The sequence below is a fragment of the Micromonospora humidisoli genome (assembly GCF_016900955.1).
In the GTDB taxonomy this organism is placed as follows: domain Bacteria; phylum Actinomycetota; class Actinomycetes; order Mycobacteriales; family Micromonosporaceae; genus Micromonospora; species Micromonospora wenchangensis.
Genome location: NZ_JAFEUO010000001.1, coordinates 585,712 through 605,893, shown reverse-complemented (window position 1 = coordinate 605,893; position 20,182 = coordinate 585,712). Strand labels below are relative to the sequence as shown.

General features: G+C 74.0%; 13 protein-coding genes and 1 pseudogene. 4 read left to right on the top strand and 10 right to left on the bottom strand.

What is annotated here, in order from left to right; translation table 11 throughout:
- Positions 1 to 189 precede the first annotated feature (189 nt).
- From JQN84_RS02630 to JQN84_RS02595, 8 genes and pseudogenes are all read right to left on the bottom strand, one after another.
- Positions 190 to 1,854, bottom strand: a complete 1,665-nt coding sequence (locus JQN84_RS02630) for a SulP family inorganic anion transporter (protein ID WP_204956787.1) — start codon at positions 1,852 to 1,854, stop codon at positions 190 to 192.
- Between the two features lie 143 nt (positions 1,855 to 1,997).
- Positions 1,998 to 2,321 (bottom strand): annotated as a pseudogene (locus tag JQN84_RS02625) (ArsR/SmtB family transcription factor); the annotation flags it as partial.
- A gap of 144 nt (positions 2,322 to 2,465) precedes the next feature.
- A complete protein-coding gene (locus tag JQN84_RS02620) occupies positions 2,466 to 3,359 on the bottom strand; it encodes an acetyltransferase (protein WP_204956786.1) in 894 nt (297 codons plus the stop codon).
- A 161-nt stretch (positions 3,360 to 3,520) separates the two neighbouring features.
- Positions 3,521 to 5,530: an FAD-dependent oxidoreductase gene (locus tag JQN84_RS02615; RefSeq protein ID WP_204956785.1), complete on the bottom strand. Its 2,010-nt coding sequence runs from the start codon at positions 5,528 to 5,530 to the stop codon at positions 3,521 to 3,523.
- A gap of 133 nt (positions 5,531 to 5,663) precedes the next feature.
- Positions 5,664 to 8,135: a glycoside hydrolase family 2 protein gene (locus tag JQN84_RS02610; protein ID WP_204956784.1), complete on the bottom strand. Its 2,472-nt coding sequence runs from the start codon at positions 8,133 to 8,135 to the stop codon at positions 5,664 to 5,666.
- A complete protein-coding gene (locus tag JQN84_RS02605; protein WP_239484635.1) occupies positions 8,132 to 9,034 on the bottom strand; it encodes a carbohydrate ABC transporter permease in 903 nt (300 codons plus the stop codon). The genes JQN84_RS02610 and JQN84_RS02605 overlap by 4 nt, the downstream gene beginning before the upstream one ends.
- Before the next feature lie 55 nt (positions 9,035 to 9,089).
- Complete coding sequence (locus tag JQN84_RS02600) at positions 9,090 to 10,103, bottom strand: carbohydrate ABC transporter permease (protein WP_204956783.1); 1,014 nt, start codon at positions 10,101 to 10,103, stop codon at positions 9,090 to 9,092.
- A 47-nt stretch (positions 10,104 to 10,150) separates the two neighbouring features.
- Positions 10,151 to 11,428, bottom strand: coding sequence for an ABC transporter substrate-binding protein (locus JQN84_RS02595; protein ID WP_204956782.1), 1,278 nt, complete (start codon positions 11,426 to 11,428; stop codon positions 10,151 to 10,153).
- Positions 11,429 to 11,812: 384 nt separating this feature from the next.
- Between JQN84_RS02595 and JQN84_RS02590 the strand changes: the two genes are divergently transcribed.
- Positions 11,813 to 12,832 carry a LacI family DNA-binding transcriptional regulator gene (locus JQN84_RS02590; protein WP_204956781.1) on the top strand — a complete coding sequence of 340 codons (1,020 nt, stop codon included), beginning with the start codon at positions 11,813 to 11,815 and terminating at the stop codon, positions 12,830 to 12,832.
- A 28-nt stretch (positions 12,833 to 12,860) separates the two neighbouring features.
- Here JQN84_RS02590 and JQN84_RS02585 read toward each other — a convergent pair whose 3' ends face one another.
- Positions 12,861 to 15,422, bottom strand: a complete 2,562-nt coding sequence (locus JQN84_RS02585; protein ID WP_307820963.1) for a putative bifunctional diguanylate cyclase/phosphodiesterase — start codon at positions 15,420 to 15,422, stop codon at positions 12,861 to 12,863.
- 177 nt (positions 15,423 to 15,599) lie between these two features.
- On the opposite strand from JQN84_RS02585, the gene JQN84_RS02580 reads away from it, so the two are divergent.
- Positions 15,600 to 15,974 carry a PH domain-containing protein gene (locus JQN84_RS02580; RefSeq protein ID WP_204956780.1) on the top strand — a complete coding sequence of 125 codons (375 nt, stop codon included), beginning with the start codon at positions 15,600 to 15,602 and terminating at the stop codon, positions 15,972 to 15,974.
- Positions 15,975 to 16,001: 27 nt separating this feature from the next.
- On the opposite strand, the gene JQN84_RS02575 is transcribed toward JQN84_RS02580, so the two are convergent.
- Positions 16,002 to 16,928, bottom strand: coding sequence for a 2-hydroxyacid dehydrogenase (locus JQN84_RS02575; protein ID WP_204956779.1), 927 nt, complete (start codon positions 16,926 to 16,928; stop codon positions 16,002 to 16,004).
- 168 nt (positions 16,929 to 17,096) lie between these two features.
- Here JQN84_RS02575 and JQN84_RS02570 point away from each other — a divergent pair, with 168 nt between their 5' ends.
- Both JQN84_RS02570 and JQN84_RS02565 read left to right on the top strand, forming a co-directional pair.
- Positions 17,097 to 18,902 (top strand): GAF domain-containing SpoIIE family protein phosphatase, encoded by a 1,806-nt coding sequence (locus JQN84_RS02570; RefSeq protein ID WP_204956778.1) that lies wholly within the window; start codon positions 17,097 to 17,099, stop codon positions 18,900 to 18,902.
- Between the two features lie 71 nt (positions 18,903 to 18,973).
- Positions 18,974 to 20,137 carry a PQQ-dependent sugar dehydrogenase gene (locus JQN84_RS02565; RefSeq protein WP_194821141.1) on the top strand — a complete coding sequence of 388 codons (1,164 nt, stop codon included), beginning with the start codon at positions 18,974 to 18,976 and terminating at the stop codon, positions 20,135 to 20,137.
- Positions 20,138 to 20,182 lie beyond the last annotated feature (45 nt).

Genomic DNA, 20,182 nt, shown 5'->3' with positions numbered 1-20,182 from the left:
GATCCTGACCCAGGCGGTGATCCAAAAGGAGCATCGCGGCGTCGCCGACCCGGACCAGGCCTGGGTCCTCGGCGAGCTGATCGACGGGCTTGCCGGCCGGAGCGTCGACAGTGCGGCGAGGTGCGCGCCGCCCGCCGGGCGGCTTTGAATGACGGTGTCGCCCACCGCCGCATTCGCGGCCGACCACCGTCAGGTGGTGACGGTGCCCCGCAGCAGTTCCCGGGCGTGGGCGATGGCGGCCGGGGTGTCGGGGAAGACCAGCCCGTCGCGGCGCAACTCGTCGGCCACCCCGAGGGTCGAAAGCACCTGGTCGTGGTCGGGGGTGATGCCGGAGAGCAGCACGGTGATCCCCCGTCCGCGCAGCCGCCCGATGGCGTCGCCGAGCACGTGCGCGCCGGTGGCGTCGAGCGCCGACACCCGGGACATCCGCAGGATGACCACCCGGACGTCGGCCACCTCGGACAGTTCCAGCAGGAAGGTGTGCGCGGCGGCGAAGAACAGCGGCCCGTCCAGCCGGTACGCCACGATGTGCTCGGCCAGCAGGGCGTGCTCCTCGGCGCTGTGCTCCCCCCGGTCGAGCGGGACCTGTTCCAGCCGGGCGCTGCGGGCCACCGCGCGCAGCGCGATCACCACCGCCACGGCGACCCCGACGGCGACGGCGGTGACCAGGTCCCAGGCGACCGTGACGACGAAGGTGAGCACCAGCACCAGGGCGTCGCCCCGGGTGGCGCGGGCCAGCGCCCAGAGTGAACCAGCCTCGATCATCCGTACCGTGGTGGCGAGCAGCACCCCGGCGAGCGCGGCGAGCGGGATCCGGCCGACCAGCGGGGCGGCGGCGAGCACGATCGCGGCGAGCGCCACCGCGTGGGTGAGCGCGGCCAGCTTCGACGCCGCCCCGGCGCGGACGTTGACGGCCGTACGGGCGATGGCGGCGGTGGCCGGGATGCCGCCGAACACGGGTGCGGCGAGGTTGGCCAGGCCCTGACCGAACAGTTCCCGGTCCGGGTCGTGCCGTTGTCCGACGGTCATCCCGTCGGCGACGGTGGCCGACAGCAGGCTCTCCAGCGCGGCGAGCGCGGCCACCGCCAGCGCCGACGGCAGCAGCACGCCGACCGCGCCGGGGTCGAGGAAGCCCAGCGACGGCGCGGGCAGCCCCTGCGGCAGGGCACCGATCCGGGCCAGGTCGAGCGGGAGGGTTTCGGCGAGCACCGTGGTAACGGCCACCCCGAGCAGCGAGAACGGTACGCCGGGCCGGAAGCGTGCGCCGAGCAGCATCAGCGCCGCCACCCCGAGCGCGACCGCCAGCGCCACCGGCCGGGGGTGTACGGCGAACCGGGCGACGGCGTCGGCGGCGACGGCCCACACCCGGTCGCCGTGCGCGTCGGTGACGCCGAGCGCGGCGGGCACCTGTTGCAGGGCGATGACCACGGCGATGCCTGCGGTGAAGCCCTCGATGACGGGGGTGGGCAGGTAGCGGACGTACCGGCCGAGGCGGGCCAGGGCGAGGGCGATCAGCAGCAGCCCGGCCAGCACGCCGACCATCAGCACCCCGGTCGGGCCGAACTGCTGCACCACCGGCACCAGCACCACCGTCATCGCCCCGGTGGGGCCGGAGACCTGGAGGTGGGAGCCGCCGAACACGGCCGCCACCGCCCCGGCGACGACGGCGGTGACCAGGCCGGCCTGCGCGCCCAGCCCGGAGGTGACGCCGAAGGCGAGGGCGAGTGGCAGGGCCACCACGGCAACGGTCAGCCCGGCGGCCAGGTCCCGCCGGGGTGAGCGGCGTACCGCCTGCCAGTCGGCGCGGTCGGGCAGCAGGCCGAGGAACCGGTCGGCGACGGCGGCGATGCTCACCGGCCGGGCCGGGTCGGCGAGCCGTTCGTGGGGTTACGGGGCCTGTCGCCGGCCATGACGGGACCGGACGGTCCGGCGGCGGGTGCGGCTGCGGGGCTGCCGGCGGCCGGGTCGGCGGTGGCGGTGGCGGTGGCGGTGGCGGTGGCGGTGCGGAGTTCGTCGAGGAGGGCGTCGCGGTCGGTGAGGACGGTGCCGAGGATGCGTCGGCCGGCGGCCAGCAGGTCGGCCACGTCGGGGGTGCTCAGCGAGTACATCACCAGCGGGCCGTCCCGGTAGGAGGTGACCATGCCGGCCCGGCGCAGCACGGCGAGCTGCTGGGAGAGGTTGGACGGCTCGACCTCGATGACGGCGAGCAGGTCGCGGACCGGCTTCGGGCCGTCCTGGAGCAGTTCGAGCACCCGGATGCGCACCGGGTGCCCGAGGGTGCGGAACAGCTCCGCCTTGGCCTGGTACAGCGGGACCGACACCCGGGACCTTCTTCCGTCGACGTCGTGAACACTTTAGCACTTGCGAAATTCTTCAATTGACCTGTCGTGTGGTTCGTGACTCCCGGTTCGTGGCCGGTCAGGTGGCGTGCCCCCGGCCGGTACGCCGGGGGCACGCCGTACGGGTCAGTCGACCGCAGCCGTGGTGGGCTCGAAGAACAGCCGGGTACGCAACTGCCGGAACCCGGTGCGTTCCAGCTCGGCGACCACCGCGACCCGGTGGGCGTCCACGTCGGCCACCACCTCCCGGGCACCGTCGGCCACCAACGCCGCGACCGAGTCGGCGAGCAACTCGCCCCGCGCCGCCCCGTCCACCACCCCGAGGTAGCCGAGCTGTGGGAAACAGGCGTCCCCGGTCGTCCCGGCGAGCCCGACCGGCTCCTCGTCGACCAGGGCGACCCGCCAGGTCGCGCCGGTCAGCCAGGCCCGTGGATCGGTGGCCAGGTCCACCCCGGCCACCGCCCGGGCGATCTCCCGGCCGGTCAGCACGTCCGGCTCGGCGATCCGGGCGACGAGGGCGTCGACCTCGCTGCCGTCGGCGGCCGGGCGGACGGCGTAGCGGCCGGAGGTCGTCGGCAGCGGGGTGCCCGCCCACGAGCAGCGGAGCCGCTCGCCGCGCTCGACCAGCCCGGCGAGCCGGGCCGCCGCCAGTGGCGCCCGGACCACGGCGAGCACCTCCGGCCGCCGCCGCCAGTACGCGGGCAGCCCGGCGTGGTACGGGTGCGGGCCACCGAGCGCCTCGTGGGCCGCCCGCAGCAGCACGGCCCCCACCTCGGGTTCGGCGGTCAGGTCGAAGCGGTCCAGCCAGGGCGCACCGGCGGCCCCGGGCGGCAGGAGCCACGCGGCCCGACCGACCACCCGGCCGTCCCGCAGGGCGATCCAGGTGCGCTCGGGCCGGTAGCCACCCCCGGCGACACCGTCGGCGTAACGGACCTTGCGCAGGTGGGGCAGCGGGTCGGGCATGGACTCGAACAGATCTTCCTCGCCCGCGACGAGCGGGCGGATGACCAGGTGGGTCATGGGGAATCCTCCGGAAGGCGAACGCCCCGGTCAGATCCGCGTGGACGCCGGGACGCGGAGGGGGCGCAGAACATCGGACATCGTTCTGACCTCCTTCCGGCTCGACGGCGTGCCGGAAAACGTACCCAACGCGCCAGCACGGCCGCAACACCGCCGACGGGTCAGGCCGGGACGAAGCGGGCCGCGTCGGCGACCACGTACCCGTCGGTGCCCTCGGTGCGGATCAGGACGCTGCCGGCCGTACCCGATGGGAACTGGTACGTCCCCAGCGACACCCACTGCCCGCCCGACGTGCGCTGGTCGACCACCCGGGTGGTCACCCCGCCGCCGTGCACCACGTCGACCGGGACGGCGCCGGCCCGGTTCGGGTCGGCGGTCCATCGTAGGTGGACCGCCCAGTTCCCGGCCGTCGGCAGGGACGGGGTGAACCGCAGCCGGTTGACGCCCTTGCCGGTGTTGCCGTCGTGCTCGTAGTCCGACCCCCAGTAGCCGCCGATCGCGGTGCTGCCCACCCAGACACCGGCCCGGGTGACCCCGGCCGAGCGGTTGTCCACCACGATCTCGCCGTCGACGGTGGGCGGCCAGGTGAGGATCTGCCCGTCGGCGCGCAGCCGGGCCTGGAGGGCCGCCACGTCCACCTGCTGCACCGGCACGCCCGTGTCGAGCGCCAGTTTCGCCGCCGTCGCCGCCGACTGGGCGAGGATCATGAAGACCGGTTCCATCCGGATCGACCCGTACGCGATGTGGGTGGCCGACAGGCAGACCGGCACGAACAGGTTGGCGCACTGCCCGGCGGCGGGCACGATCGACCGGTAGCTGACCGGGTACGGGCCGGGCACCCCGACCTGCACGTCCCCCTCGTTCTTCAGCAGCCCGTCGACCACCGCCCGCTGGCAGTTGTGCGAGTCCATGGTGTAGCTGGCCAACCCGACCGAGTCGGCGGCCCGCACGCTGCCTCGGCAGTCCCGCTCGGTCATCACGTACGCCGAGACCATCCGGCGGGCCTCGCGGACGTAGAGCTGCGGGGGCCAGTTGCCGGTGGCGGTGAACTCGTCCGCGGCCAGGCCCCAACTGGCGACCCCGGACCGTACCGACGCCGGCAGCCGGGGGTCGTTGGCCAGGAACCACATCAGCCCCTGCTGGTACGTCAGGTGGTCGGCGACCAGGCTGTCCCGCTGCGCCCGGGTCGCCGTCGGGTAGGTGTGGTTCGCGGCGATGAAGTCGGTGGAGAACGCCCCCGTGTTGTTCGAGTCGGTCTTGCCGCCGCCGACGCTCTGGGTGGTGAAGAACGGTCCGGTGTAGCCGGCCTGCACGTACCGCAGCAGCAGTTCGTAGTCGGCCGGGTCGTAGCCGGCCGGCCGCGGGAACGGGACCCGCCCGGCGTCCCGGGTCAGGCACATCCGGAAGTTGTACGCCTGGATCCGCTCGTCGCCGGTGCCGTTGGGCGCGACCGGGGCGGCGGAGATACCGGGGAGCAGCCCGCTGGCCGGGCTGCCCGGCACCACGTACGGGTCGACCGGCAGGGTGAACTGGTGTGCCCCGCGCAGTTGCACCCCGTTGATGGTTTCGCCGTACGCGGTGTTGGCCTCCCGGCCGACCGTGTACGACACCCCGGCGGCGGCCATCAGGTCACCCTCGTACGTCGCGTCGACGAACATCGGGCCGGCGAAGAGCTGCCCGTGCGCGGTGACCAGCCCGGTGATCCGGTCGCCGGCCCGCTCGACGGTGGCCAGCGGGGCGTCCAGGTAGACCGGGACCGCGTGCTCGGTGAGCAGATCGTCGAAGACCCCGGCGGCGACGTGCGGCTCGAAGACCAGCCGCATCGGCGAGTCGGGGGTGACCGGGGTGCCCTGGTAGCGGGCGTACACCCGGCGGTAGAACTCCCCGGCGAGGCCGCCGATGGCTGCGCTGGTGCCGCTGTCGGTGTAGCCGAGCCCGCCGGTGGTGAGCCCGCCGACGTGGTGGCCCGGTTCGACGATCACGGCGGTGCCGCCGAGCCGGCGCATCTGCACGGCGGCCATGATGCCGGCCGAGGTCGCGCCGTAGACCACCAGGTCGACGGTGACGGTGCCGGCGGCCAGGGCGGGCAGGCCGAGACCGGTGCCGGCGGCGACGACGAGGGTGGCCCCGCCGAGGCGGAACAGGTGGCGGCGGGTGAACGCGGACGACATCACGGCTGCCCTTCGAGCGAGGGGAAGGAGCGCGCCGCCGCACCCGGAACGCATCGACCCTCGCTGATCGCACCGGGGCTGTCAAGGGGCGGTCCGCCCCTTGACAGCCGGGGCGGGGCGGCACCCCGTCCGGTCAGCCCGCCGGGATCCCGGTCGCGTCGTCGACCAGGTCGTTGACGCAGCGCAGCACCGGCCGGGTGGTCAACGCCGCCGGGTCCAGCGGCGACCCGGAACTCACCGTGAACGTGACCGACTCCCCCGGCAGCAGGGTGACCAGCGCGGTGTCCACCTCGGCGGCCGGGTCGAGCCGGTCCGGGAACAGCGTCAGGTCCCGCAGCACGGTCCGCGCGGTCACCCGGACCCGCCGGCCGCCGTCGACCGCCTCCACCGCCGCCTCGTAACGGGCCGCCGGCCAGTGCACGTCCCGGTCCTCGGCGAAGAACCACAGGGCCCGCCCGGTGGTGTCACCGGCCTCGGCGACCAGCAGCTCCCGGCGTTCCTCCTCGGCCACCGCCAGGTCCGCCGGCAGCGGCACCGTCACCGCCGCGTACGCCGGCACGTCGAGCGGGTACGACGTCTTCGCCCTCGGCTCGCCGTGCAGGGTGGACCTGGTCACCGTCAGCGGGGCCCGCCACGGGGTGCCGGTCTCGTTCACCGCCACCAGCACCAGCCCACCGTCGCGGGGCTGGACGGTGAGCAGCCGGTCGGCGTACGCCCGGCGCAGCGCGTACCACAGCGGTTTGCGGCGGCCGTCACCGTCGACGGCCGACCAGGAGGTGACCGGCCAGCAGTCGTTGAGCTGCCAGACGATCGTGCCGGAGCAGACGTCCCGGTGCGACCGGAAGTGCTCCACCCCGAGCTGGATGGCCCGCGCCTGGTTGAGCTGGGTCAGGTAGTGCCAGTCGTCGAAGTCGGCCGGGGCGGGCAGGTGCGCGTCGAGCCCCCGACGCAGCTTGGCGTCCCCGTCGGCCGCTTTCTGGTGGTGGGCCATTCCCGGCGAGTCGGGCGCGAGCGGCTCGTCGGACAACGCCCGGCGCAGCGTCGCGTACGCCGGAGGCGCCTGGTAGCCGAACTCGGCGACGAACCGGGGGACGTACTCGCGGTACTTCGTGTAGTCGTCGGTGTTCCAGACGTCCCAGATGTGCGTGGTGCCGTGCGCCGGGTCGTTGGGGTGGACCGCCTCGCTACCCGACCACGGGCTGCCCGGCCAGTACGGGCGGGTCGGGTCCAGCTCACCCACCACCCGGGGCAGCAGGTCGAGATAGAAGCCCCGCCCCCAACTGCGCCCGGCCAGCGGCCCCTGCCAGTCCCAGTCGTGCCAGCCCCAGATGTTCTCGTTGTTGCCGGTCCACAGCACCAGCGACGGGTGCCCGGCCAGCCGGGTCACCTGCTCCCGCGCCTCCGCCTCGACCTCCGTGCCGAACGGCTCCTCCTCCGGGTAGGCCGCGCAGGCGAACAGGAAGTCCTGCTGGACCAGCAGGCCGTGCTCGTCGGCGAGGGAGTAGAAGTCGGCCGACTCGTACCGGCCGCCGCCCCAGACCCGCAGCAGGTTGACGTTGGCGTCGGCGGCCTGGGTGAACCGGTGGGCCAGCCGGTCCCGGGTGATCCGGGTGGGGAACGCGTCGTCGGGGATCCAGTTGACCCCCCGGACCAGCACCGGCACGTCGTTGACGTGCAGGGTGAACGGGGTGCCGTGGGCGTCGGGCGTGGTGTCCAGGCGTACCGAGCGGAAGCCGATCCGCTGCGACCAGGTGTCCAGCGGGCTGCCGTCGGCCGTCGCCAGGGTCACCGTCAGCGGGTGCAGCGGCTGTGCGCCGTACCCCCGGGGCCACCACAGCTCGGGGTCGGCGACGGTGAGGGTCAGCGCGGCCGTGCGCCGCCCGGCCGGGACGGTCGTGACGGCGGCGACCCCGGCGACCTCGGCCCGGACGGTCAGCGGCACGTCGGCCACCCGCGCGACCTCGACGTGCAGCTCCACCCGCCCCTGCCCGTCGACCACCGTCACCAGTGGACGGACGGTGCCGAGCCGGGCGGTGGACCAGGCGTGCAGCCCGATCTCCTGCCAGATCCCGGCGGTGACCAGCGTCGGCCCCCAGTCCCAGCCGAAGTTGCAGGCCATCTTGCGGATGAACCCGAACGGCTCCGGGTAGGCGTTGGGCCGGTCGCCGAGCCGGTCCCGCTGCTCCTCGGCGTACCGGTACGCCGAGTCGAACCGGACGGCGAGGGTGTTCTCCCCCGGCCGCAGCGCCGGGGCCACGTCGAACCGGTACGACCGGTGCATGTTGGCGGTGCGGCCCAACTCGACACCGTTGAGCGTGATCGTGGCGACCGTGTCCAGCCCGGCGCAGGCCAGCTCGACCCGGTCGTCGTCGCCGGGCCGGTGCACGAACGTGGTCGCGTACTCCCAGTCGGTACGGCCGATCCAGGCCAGCGTCGTCTCGTTGGCGTCGAGGTAGGGGTCGTCGATCAGGCCGGCGGCGAGCAGGTCGGTGTGCACGCAACCCGGCACGGTGGCGGGCACCGCCCGGCCGGCGACGGCGTCGGGCACCTGCGGCCCGGACACCGCGCGCAACTGCCAACCCTCGTGCAACGCCTGACGGTTCACGACTTCACCGCGCCTTCCATGATTCCCCGGACGATCTGCCGGCCGCCGATGAAGAGCATCACCAGCAGCGGGACCGTGGCGATGAACGCCCCCGCGAGCACCCGACGGTAGATGACGTAGTTGCCGCTCGCCAGATCGGAGACGGCGACCATCGAGGTCGGATAGTCGGTGCCGCTGAGCGTGATCAGCGGCCACTGGAAGTCGTTCCAGGTGGCCACGAAGGTGAGCAGGCCCAGCACCGCCAGGGCCGGGCGGATCGCCGGCAGCGCGATGCTGCGGTAGATCCGCATGGTGGTCGCCCCGTCGACCCGGGCCGATTCGACCAGCTCGTCGGGAACGCTGTTGACGATGAACTGCCGCATGTAGAACACCCCGAACGCGGTGACCAGACCCGGCGCGATGACCGCCAGCAGGGTGCCGTTCCAGCCGAGCCGGCCCATCACGATGTAGAGCGCGACGATGCCGAGCTGGTTGGGCACGGTGAGGGTGAGCACGACGAGCAGCATCAGCGCGTTGCTGCCCCGGAACCGCAGCTTGGCGAAGGCGAACCCGGCCAGCGAGCAGAAGAACAGCACCGAGGCGGTCACCACTGTCGACACGATGACGCTGTTGACCAGGGAGGCGGCGAAGTAGACGTCCTGGAGGGAGAAGACCTCCGCCAGGTTGGCCAGGAACCGGTCGCCGGGCACGACCGCCGGGGGCAGCTTCGCCAGCGCCTCGTCGTCGCTGGTGGCGATGACGAACATCCAGTACAGCGGGAACGCGGCGAACAGGAAGGTCAACGACAGCAGCAGGTACGTGCCGAGGCCGGCCGGGGTGTCCTGCGGCGCGCGCCCCGACAGGGCGGGCCGGTGCCGGCGGGCCGGCCGGGTGGGTCGCGGCGGGGCGGCGGCGGTCATCGGTGCCCCCTTCCGTTCGCGACTGCGGGACTCCGCTGCGCTGCGTTCCTCGCGCTCACCGGCGACCTCCTGACAGGCGGTTGGTGAGCAGGGTGTTGAGCCCGGTGACCAGCAGGATGATCAGGAACAACGCCCAGGACATCGCGGCGGCGTAGCCGAGGTTGAGGTCCTTCCAGCCGACCTTGTAGATGAGCTGGGCGATGGTCTGCCACTCCCCGTTCGGCCCGCCGGTGGCGGCCTGCGCGTTGAGGTCGAACAGCATCGGCTCGGTGAACAGTTGCAGCCCGCCGATGGTGGACAGCACCACCGTGAACACGATCACCGGCTGGATCATCGGCACCGTGATCCGCCACAGCTGCCGCCACGGCCCGGCCCCGTCGATCGCCGACGCCTCGTAGACGTCACGCGGGATGGACTGCATGGCGGCCAGGTAGAGCAGGGCGTTGTAGCCGATCCACTTCCAGTTGACCATCGTGGCGATGGCGATCCAGGCGTGCGGCTTGTCGGCCCGCCAGTCGATCGCCGCGTCCCCCGTCCCGCCGATACCCACCTCGGCGAGCAGCCAGTTCGCCATCCCGAAACTGCGGGAGAAGAAGACGCTGAACACCATCGTCGAGGCCACGATCGGGGTGACGTACGGCAGCAGCACCCCGACCCGCCACCAGGTCTGCGCCCGCAGCCTGCGGTTGAGCAGCCAGGCGACCACCAGCGCCAGCAGCAGTTGCGGCACCGAGGAGAGCAGGAAGATGCCGAACGTGTTGTAGAGCGCGTTCCAGAAGTCCTCGTCACCGCCGAGCCGGGTGAAGTTCGCGAGGCCGGCCCAGTAGGGCAGGGTGGGATCGTCGAGCCGGTAGTTGCGCAGCGCGACGACCCCGTTGAACAGCAGCGGGAAGAGCCCGAAGACGCCGAACAGCAGGAAGAACGGCGCGACCATCAGGTAGGGCAGGTAGCGCAGGTCGAACCGGTACAGCCGGTCGCGCCAGCCGAGCGACCGCTCGCCGGCCCCGGAGGCGTCGCGCTCCGGCCCGGTGCGTCGACTCGACGGCGGCACGGCACGGGTGGTGGACACGGGGCACCCTCCAGGGCCGGGACGGTACGGGGGCGGACGGCGTACGGTCAGGAGGTGCGGGCCTTCTCCGCCTCCTTGACCGCCTCGGCCCAGGCGGCGTCCGGCTTCAGGGTTCCGTTCTGCACCCGGTTGATGACGTTCTCCACGGCCACCCGGGTCGGGCCGTTCTTCCTGCCCAGGTACTGCGGGGTCAGCCCCTGCGCCATCTTCGGGAAGATCTGCCCGACGGGCGCGTCGTGGAAGAACGGGTTCTTGAACTCGGCGATCGCCGGGTCGGCGTAGAGCGCCGGTTGCGAGGGCAGGTTGCCGACCTTCTTGAAGATCTCGATCTGCTGTTCCGGCTGGATCAGCCACTCCAGCAGCTGGTACGCCTCGTCGACGTGCCTGCTCTGCTTGGGGATGGTGAGGAACGAACCGCCCCAGTTGCCGCCGCCGCCGGGCACCGCGGCGATGTCCCACTTGCCCTGGGTGCCGGGCGCGGTGTCCTTGATGTGGCCGAGCATCCACGCCGGGCAGGCGAGGACGGCGAACGAGCCGGCGGTGAAGCCCTTGTCCCAGTCGGCCTGGAAGCTGGCCAGGTTGGCCGAGAGCCCGGCCTGCACCGCCCTGATCGTGTAGTCGAAGGCGACCTTGGGGCCCTGCTCCATCTGGAGCTGTTCCTGCTCGTCGTAGAAGCCGACGGGCTGCTGGCCCAGGATCGGGTTGAACAGGTTGGTGCCGGAGTCGAGGAACTTCTTCTTCGTCCGGCCGGTGTAGTCCTGGCCGACCTGGATGAAGCTGTCCCAGGTGGGCCAGAGAGCGGAGACCTGGTCGCGGTCGGTGGGCAGCCCGGCGGCGGCGAACAGGTCGGTGCGGTAGCACATGGCCAGCCCGCCGACGTCGGTGCCGAGGCCGATCTGCGTCTTGCCGTCGGCCGACAGCGACTGCTTCCACTTCCACGGCAGGTACTTGCTCTCGTACGAGCCGGCGCCCTTGTCGAGGAGGTTGACGAACTTGTCGGACTGGCTGCGGAACTGGACCATGAAGCCCTCGTCGATGGCGGCGATGTCGGCCGCTCCGGAGCCGGCGACGAGCTTCTTCTGGAGATCCTCGTGCTGGGCGTTGTACTCGCCCGAGTTGAGTTGGATCTTGATGTTGGGGTGGTCGGCCTCGTAACGGGCCTTGAGGTCCTGGAGACCGAAATCGCCCCAGAAATTGATCTTCAGGGTGACCTGGCCGCCGCCGTCCGAGCCGGTGCCGCTCCTGCCGCTGCACGCAGCGACGAGCGTCAGGCTGACGACGCCGACCGCCGCCGCGCGGGCCCAGCGGGTCCAGGACCGTGTCATCTCATCCTCCGCGCACGCTTGTGGAACGCTCCACACATCGAGGAACGTCGACTGAACCGGATAAGTGAGGCCACCGTACGGGCCACCCCGTGCACTGTCAACGGCCGGTGAACGACGACCCCGAGCGGTAACCCGGGCCGCCCCGAAAGCCGTTCCGGCATGCCTGTCCACGCCTTCCGGCAGATGGAAAGGCAGCGGTCACCGGTGGCGGCGCAGAGGCCGACCGGCACACTTAACCGAGCAAGCGAATCAGGCGCCCCTGCCGAACGGGACCGGCCACGGCCGGGGACGACGGCCGGCGGGGGCACCGGTAGCGTGAGCACCGCCGGTGACCCCGGCCCGAGGACGGCCTGCCCAGGCCGCGAGAAGTGGAGGAAACCGCCGGTGAAGCGGCCGACCATCGCCGACGTCGCCCGACGCGCCGGAGTGTCCAAGGGCGCGGTGTCGTACGCGCTCAACGGGCAGCCGGGCGTCTCGGAAGCCACCCGGCAGCGCATCCTGGCGATCGCCACCGAGATCGGTTTCAGCCCGAGCAGTGCGGCCCGCGCGCTCTCCGGCGCCACCGCCAACGCCGTCGGCCTGGCCCTGTGCCGACCGGCCCGGATACTCGGCATCGAGCCGTTCTTCATGGAGCTGATCAGCGGTGTCGAGGCCGAACTCTCCGCGAGGTCGTACGCGCTGACCCTGCAGGTGGTGGCCGACCAGGAGGCGGAGATCGCGGTCTACCGCCGGTGGTGGGCCGAACGACGGGTCGACGGGGTCCTCGTCTGCGACCTGCGCACCGACGACATCCGGGTGCCCGCCCTGGAGGAGCTGCAACTGCCCGCCGTGGTGATCGGCGGACCGAGGCACACCGGCACGCTCGCCCACGTCTGGTCGGACGACGCGGCGGCGCTCGCCGAGGCGGTGGAGTACCTGGTCGCCCTCGGCCACCGCAAGATCGCCCGGATCGGTGGGCTGCCGTCGCTGCTGCACACCGAGATCCGTACCGACGCGTTCGCCGAGGTGTGCGGCCGGCTCGGGCTCACCGACGCGGCGACCGTCTGGTCGGACTACACCGGCGAGGAGGGCGCGCGCGCCACCCGGCGGCTGCTCAGTTCCGCCCACCGCCCGACCGCGGTGATCTACGACAACGACGTGATGGCGATCGCCGGGCTCGCCGTGGCGCAGGAGATGGGCCTCGGCGTTCCCACCGACCTGTCCATCGTGGCCTGGGACGACTCCCCGCTCTGCCAGCTCGTGCACCCGCCGCTGACCGCGCTCGGCCGGGACATCCCCGCCTACGGCGCGCACGCCGCCCGCCAGTTGCTCGGCGTCATCGCCGGTGAGCCGGTGCGCGGGCTCCAGGACGAGACGGCGCACCTCACCCCCCGGGGCAGCACCGCACCACCCCGGACGAGGTGAACCGGTTCATCCCGCTGCGCCCTCCAGGTCAGCGGGACGTCGACGGGAACTCCGCGAAGTACGCCTCGACCCGCTCGGCGGTGGCCGGACGCGCCAACGCGAACCCCTGGCCGTACCGGCAGCCGGCCCTGGTCGCCCGGGCCACGTCCGGCTCCGACTCCAGCTCGGCCATCACCACGGTCACCCCCAGCCGCTCCCCCAGACCCACCACCACGTCGATCAACGGGCGGGACTCCTCGTCCGGATCGACCGGCCGGGGCTGCACCTTCAACAGGTCGATCGGCAGCCGGCGCAGCTGGGCCAGGGAGGCGTGCTCCGCCCGGAAGCTGTCCAACGCGGTGCGTACCCCGAGCGACCGCAGGCCGGCCAGCCGGGCCACCACCGTGGGCAGGTCGGCCCCGAGCCGCGACTCGGCGATCTCCAGCACCAGCCGCTCCGCCGGGACGCCGTGCCCGGCCAGCACCGCCGCCACCCGGGGCACCAGATCCGGCGCCAACAGCTCGGCGAGCGTGACGTTGACCGCCAGCCACAGCTCCCGGCCGCCGACCGACCAGTCGGCGAGCTGCCGGCAGGCCCGGTCGAGCACCCACCGGCCCAACTCCCCCAGCAGGCCGAGATCCTCGGCGACGGGCAGGAATTCGGCCGGCAGCACGGTGCCCAGGACCGGGCTGCGCCAGCGCAGCAACGCCTCGATGCCGGCCGGCCGCCGGTCGGCCAGCGCCAGCACCGGCTGGTAGACCAGATCCAGTTCGCCCCGGTCCGCCGCCCCGGGCAGCTCCCGTTCCAGGTCCAGCCGGCGGACCAGCTCCTCCTCCAGGCAGGCGTCGTACCACTCGACCCGGTTGCGGCCGAGCTGGACGGCCCGGCGGCGGGCCAGGTCGGCCTGGCGCACCGCGTCCTGCGGCGACGTCGCGGCCAGCTCGGTCAGGCCCACGCCGACCCGGAGCCGCCCCATCCCGGTGGCAACCGGGCACGGCTCGGTCAACGCCGCGAGCAACCGCTCACCCAGTGCGTACGCCGGGACCGGGCCGGCGTCGGTGACCACCGCGAACTCCTCCCCGGACAGCCTGGCGACCAGGTCCCGGGGGCCGACCACGTCACGCAGCCGGCGGACGGTGGCGGCCAGCAGCGGGTCCGGGCCGGCGGCGTCCTGCGCCGGGCCGAGGCCGTGCACGTCGACCAGGAGCAGCGCGCCCGGGATGCCGCCCCGCTCGTCGAGCACCCGCAGCAGCTCCTGCCGGGTGGACAGGCCGGTGAGCGGGTCGGTGGCGGCGACCCGACGCCGCTCCCGCTCCAGCCGGCGGCGGTCGCCGACGTCGCGGACGTGCAGCACCACCGCGGCCACCTCCGGCACGGCCCGCTGGTCGCTCACCGTCGCCTCGGTCTCCCGCCAACCGCCGTCACCGGTACGCATCCGGGCCACCAGCAGCGGCGCGACGGCGTCACCGGGCCGCCCGGCCAGCCGGGCCAGGACGCCCGGCGCGTCGTCCGGATGCAGCAGGTCGGCCAGCGCCCGCCCACACACCGCCTCCTGACGCAGCCCGAACCAGCGTTCACCGGCCGCCGAGAGCCAGTGCACCCGCAACCCGTCGTCGAGGACGAGGACCAGGTCACGACCCCCGGCGACCAGCGTGCGGAAGTACGCCTCGCGGGCGGCCAACTGCCCGGCCCACCGCCGCTGGTCGGTGACGGAGATCAGCTCCCGGGCCACCAGCGGCGGGATCACCGCCAGCCCGAGCAGGACGGCGGTCGGGGTGAAGCCGCCGACGAACGCCAGATGGCCGGCCGCCGCCACGGTCGCCACCGCCGCCGGTGCGGTCACCCGGGGCCAGGCCGGTGCCGGACCGGCCGGGCCCACCGGGTCGCCCGCCGCGACCCGGGCCATCCCGGCAGCCGTCAGCAACGCCCCACCGACCAGCAGCGGCACCGCGGTCAGCAGGCCCACCGTGGGGGCCCGGTAGGCCAGCAGCACCACCAGGTCGGCGAGGCCGAGCAGGACGGTCGCCACCCCGAGCAGGCACCGGGCCGGGCCGGGGTGCCGACGGAGGCGGGCCAGCGCACCCACCAGCAGCCAGGCCAGGACGCCCGCGCCCGCGACGGTGACCACCCGGACCACCTGCGGCACCGGGCCGGGCGGGACCAGCACCCAGCCGGCGAAGAGCAGGGCGGTGCCGAGGCCGGCCACGTCGACGCCGCGCCGCCACCGGGCCCGGGGGGCCAGCCGGGCGGGACCGGGCAGCAGGAGCAGCCCGACCGCGTAGGCAAGTGTGGCCGCGCCGAGCCCGGCCGCCGCGACCTCGGCGCGTCGTGCCGCCGGCGTCAGCGGTAGCACCACCAGCGCCGTCCCGACGACGGCCACCGCGACGGTGAACAGGACGGCGGCCCGGCGCAGGGCGCGACCGTCCCGCCCGACGGCGGCGAGGCGGAACAGCCGGGTGGCGGCCACGGCGCAGCCGCCCACGCCGGCCATCGTGGTGACGGCCAGCGGCGGGACGGCGTCGACCAGGGCCGCAGCGAAAAGCAGCGCGACCAGCAGGACGAGCACCACGGATGCGGACGGTGGGCGGCGGAGGGGGTGGGCGACGGTCACGGCGGTCACCTTCGTGAGGGGGACACGGCGCGGTGCGACAGGGGGTTAGCGGTTCAACGAGGCGTCACCATCCCGGTTACGCCTTCCGGTCGTGACCTACGTCACCGGCCAGCGTCGGCCGGGGTCGGGCCGCCGCCCGCCCGGTGCCGCCCCGGCCCCGGGTGGAATCATCGGGGGGTGAGTCGCGCCGACACCATCCGCTTCCGGCACAACCAGGTCATCCTGGTCGCGGCCGTCATCGCCACCATCGGTGCGCTGCCCCTGGCCGCCGCCCGGTGGTACCTGCTGCCGGTGCTGCTGGTCCCGCTGACCGTCGCGGTCTGGGCCTGGCGCTCCGGCACCGACGCCGACCCGCGCGGGCTACGGCTGCGGGCCCTGGCCGGGGGACGGCGCATCGCCTGGGAGCAGGTCGTCGAGCTGGCCACCGACCCGCGCGGCCGGGCCGTCGTCCGGCTCACCGACGGGCACCAGCTGCCGCTGCCCGCCGTCCGGGGTGTCGACCTCCCCCGGCTGGTCGCGGTCACCGGACAGGCCCTGCCGGACGCGCGCTGAGCCGGTACACCCCCGGCCCGACACCGGTCAGTAGTCGTCGACCACCGTGTTGACCAGCGGGGACCCGGCGACGAACCGGCGCACCTGCTTCCCCACCAGCCGGTACGCCCGGGGCAGCAGCCCGCGTACCGAACCGGCGACGTGCGGGGTGAGCAGTACGTTCGGCAGTTCCCAGAGCGGATGGTCCGCCGGCAGCGGCTCCGGGTCGGTCACGTCCAACGCCGCCCGTAGCCGGCCCGAGGTCAGCTCCGCGACCAGCGCCGCCGTGTCCGCCACCGGGCCCCGGGCGGCGTTGACCAGCAGCGCCCCGTCCGGCATGGCGGCCAGGAACCCGGCGTCGACCAGCCCCCGGGTGGCATCGGTCAGCGGCACCAGCAGCACCACCACGTCGGCCTCCGGCAGCAGGCGCGGCAGCTCGGTCACCGCGTGCACCCCCTCGTCCGGCCGGGCGGTCCGGGCGACCAGGGTGAAGGTCACGTCGAACGGGGCCAGCCGGGCCCGGACCGCCGCGCCGATCGAGCCGGCCCCGACGATCAGCACCCGCTTGCCGGTCAGCTCGTCGGTCGGCGCGACCCGGTCGTACGCCCACTCCCGGCGGGCCTGCGCGCGGGCCAGCTCCGGGAAGCCGCGTAGCTGGGCGAGGATCGCGGTGACCACCCACTCGGCGGTGCCGGCGTCGTGCACCCCCCGGGCGTCGCAGAGGGTGACCCCGGCGGGCACCCGGCCCGTCCAGGCGTCCGCCCCGGCGGAGAGCAGCTGCACCACCGCCAGGTCGGGCAGCCGGTCCAGCATCGCCGTGGTGTCCACCCCGGCCAGGAACGGCGGCACCCAGAACCGGACGTGGGTCGGGTCACCTGGCGGATTCGCCGGGTCGGTCCACGGCTGTACCGTGACACCGGCCGGAACGGAACCGAGCAGCTCGACCCCTTCGGGGTGCGGAATCCATACCTTCACACGTGCCGACGATAGCCCTGCGGCGACGGGCCACGCCGCCGGGCCGGCAACCCACGCCGGACCGGGCGACGTCGCCAGACGGCCACGGGTGACGGTCGGGCGGGACGGGTATAAGCGGGGGTCGGAGCGCCGAACGGTGTCCTCCCCATCACGGCAGACAGGTGGTCGATGACCGAACGCACCGTACGGCCGGACCTGGACGTCGCCGCGCTGGCCGATCCGGCCCGGCTGCGGTCGTTGACCGAGACCGGCCTGGACGCCACCCCGGACGAGGCGTTCGACCGGTTCGCCAGGCTGGTCAGCGACCTGCTCGACGTGCCGGTGGCACTGGTCTCGCTGGTCACCGAGACCCGGCAGTTCTTCCCCGGCGCGGTCGGGCTGCCCGAGCCGTGGGCCGCCCGCCGGCAGACCCCGCTGAGCCACTCGTTCTGCCAGCACGTGATCGACACGGAGATTCCGCTGGTGCTGCCGGACGCCCGGCTCTACCCCCGGGTGCGGGACAACCTGGCCGTGCCGGAGCTGGGCGTCGTCGCTTACGCCGGGATGCCGCTGACCGACCTGGACGGGCGGGTGCTCGGCTCGCTGTGCGCGATCGACAGCAAGCCCCGGGCCTGGACGAAGGCGCAGCTAAGGACACTTGCCGACCTGGCGGCGGCCTGCTCGTCGGAGCTGCGGCTGCGGATCGCCCTGGACGCGGCCGAGGCGGCCCGCCGGCTGGTCGAGCAGGCACACGAACGGCTCAACCTGCTCGCCTCGCTCAGCGAGGAGCTGACCGGGACGCTCGACGTGGAGACGGCGGTGGGGCGGCTGGCCGACGCGGTGGTGCCCCGGCTGGCCGACTGGGCCATGGTGACCCTGATCGACCAGGGCGGCACACCCCGTTGGGTGACCGCCGTGCACCGCGACCCGGCCCGCGCCGCCGACATCGCCCGGTTCGGCGAGGTGGCGCTGCGCCGGCTCGGCCCCGCCTCGGTCACCCGGACGGTGCTGCGGACGGGCCAGCCGGTGCTGTGCGGTGTGGCCGACCTGGACGACGTCCGCCGGGCCAGCGACGCCCCGGAGCTGGTGGCGCTCGCCGACCGGCTGGGTTTCGCCTCGCACCTGACCGTGCCGGTGCCGGCCCCCGGCCGGGGCACGGTGATGGGCGCGGTGACCCTGGTCAACGGGCCGGACCGACGGGCCTTCGACGACGACGACCTGGGCACCGCCCTGGAGATCGGCCGGCGCGCCGGGCAGGCGGTCGGCAACGGCTGGATCTACGGCGAGCAGCGGCACGTCGCCGAGGTGCTGCAACACAGCATGCTGCCGCAGTTGCCGCAGAGCCCGTGGGTGGAGCTGGCGGCCCGCTACCAGCCGGCCGCCGACCGGGTGGAGGTGGGCGGCGACTGGTACGACGCCTTCGTCCAGCCCGACGGCGACCTGGTGGCGGCGATCGGCGACGTCGCCGGCCACGACATCGAGGCCGCCGCGACCATGGGACAGCTACGCAACCTGGTGCGGGGCAACGCGTTCGGCCGGGACGACCCGGTCGAGGAGCTGATGCGGCGGTTGGACGCCACCATCTCGGGGTTGCGCATCCCGACCGCCGCCACGGCGGTGCTGGCCCGGCTCCGACCGGTCCCGGACGGGGTGGCGGTCACCTGGTGCAACGCCGGTCATCCCGCGCCGCTGCTGGTCACCGCCGACGGCACGGTACGGCTGCTCGACGGCCGGCGGGAGCCGCTGCTGGGGCTGACCCGGCCGACCCCACGCACCGGGGCGGAGGTGCTGCTCGCCCCCGGGGACACCCTGCTGCTCTACACCGACGGGCTGGTGGAGCGGCGGGACCAGCCGATCGACGAGGGCATGGCCCAGTTGTGCGCCCGGGTCGCCGCCACCGGTACCCGACCTGCCGCCGAACTGTGTGACCTGCTGCTCGGCGCCGGGCACCGGCGCGAGGACGACGTGGCGCTGCTGGCCCTGCGGGCCCGTTGAGGGGTCGGCCGGCCGCCGGTCCCGGCCCGGGTGGCCCGGCCGGTCCGGATTCGCGGGCTAGGCTGGGGCGGGTGAGCGCCCGTCTCCCGTACCCCCGCACCGTCCGGGTCCGCGCGGCCCTGGCGGCCTCCGGTGCCGCGCTGCTGCTGACCGGGTGCAGTTTCGGCCCGCCGGAGCCCGATCCGGCCGGTGAGCCGCCCAACCTGCCGACCCCGTCGGCGTCGGCGAACACCCCCGAGCAGCAGGTGGTGGCCACGGTCCTGGCCAAGGGGCTGCGGGTGCCGTGGGGCATCGCCTTCCTGCCCGACGGGGCGGCGCTGGTCACCGAGCGGGACAGCGGCAGGATCCTCAAGGTCGGGCCGGAGTCGGGGCCGCAGGGGTTGACCGTCACTCCGGCGCAGACCGTGCCGGGGGTGGCCGCGTCCGGCGAGGCGGGCCTGCTCGGCATCGCCGTCTCCCCGGCGTACGCGCAGGACCGGACGGTCTTCGTCTACTACACCACCGAGCAGGACAACCGGGTGGCCCGGTTGACGTTGGGCGGCACCCCCACCCCGGTCTTGACCGGCATCCCGAAGTCCGGCAACCACAACGGCGGCGGGTTGGCGTTCGGCCCGGACGGGCAGCTCTACGTCAGCACCGGTGACGCCGGTGACCGGGACGCCGCCCAGGACCGCGCCAGCCTGGCCGGCAAGATCCTGCGGATCACCCCGGACGGCAAGCCGGCGGCGGGCAACCCGTTCCCCGGCTCGCCGGTCTGGTCCCTGGGGCACCGCAACGTGCAGGGCCTGGCCTGGGACGCCGGGAAGCGGATGTACGCCACCGAGTTCGGGCAGAACACCTGGGACGAGATCAACAAGATCGACAAGGGGGCGAACTACGGCTGGCCGACGGTGGAGGGGCAGGCCGGCGACGGCAGGTTCGTCGACCCGGTCGTGCAGTGGGGCACCGACGAGGCGTCCTGTTCGGGGCTGGCGGCCACGGGCCGGCTGCTGGCCGCCGCCTGTCTGCGCGGGGAGCGGCTCTGGCTGGTGGAGCTGACCGACGCCGGCACCGCGCTCGGCGCACCCCGGGAACTGCTCACCGGGAAGTACGGCCGGTTGCGGGCGGTCGCCGCCGCCCCGGACGGTTCGCTCTGGGTGTCCACCTCCAACCACGACGGGCGGGGTCAGCCGACCCCGGAGGACGACCGGCTGCTGCGGCTGGTCTTCGCCGAGGGTGGGGCCGGCCGGAGCTGACGACACGCCGACGGGCCGGACAGCCGGGCAGGTAACGGGCGGATC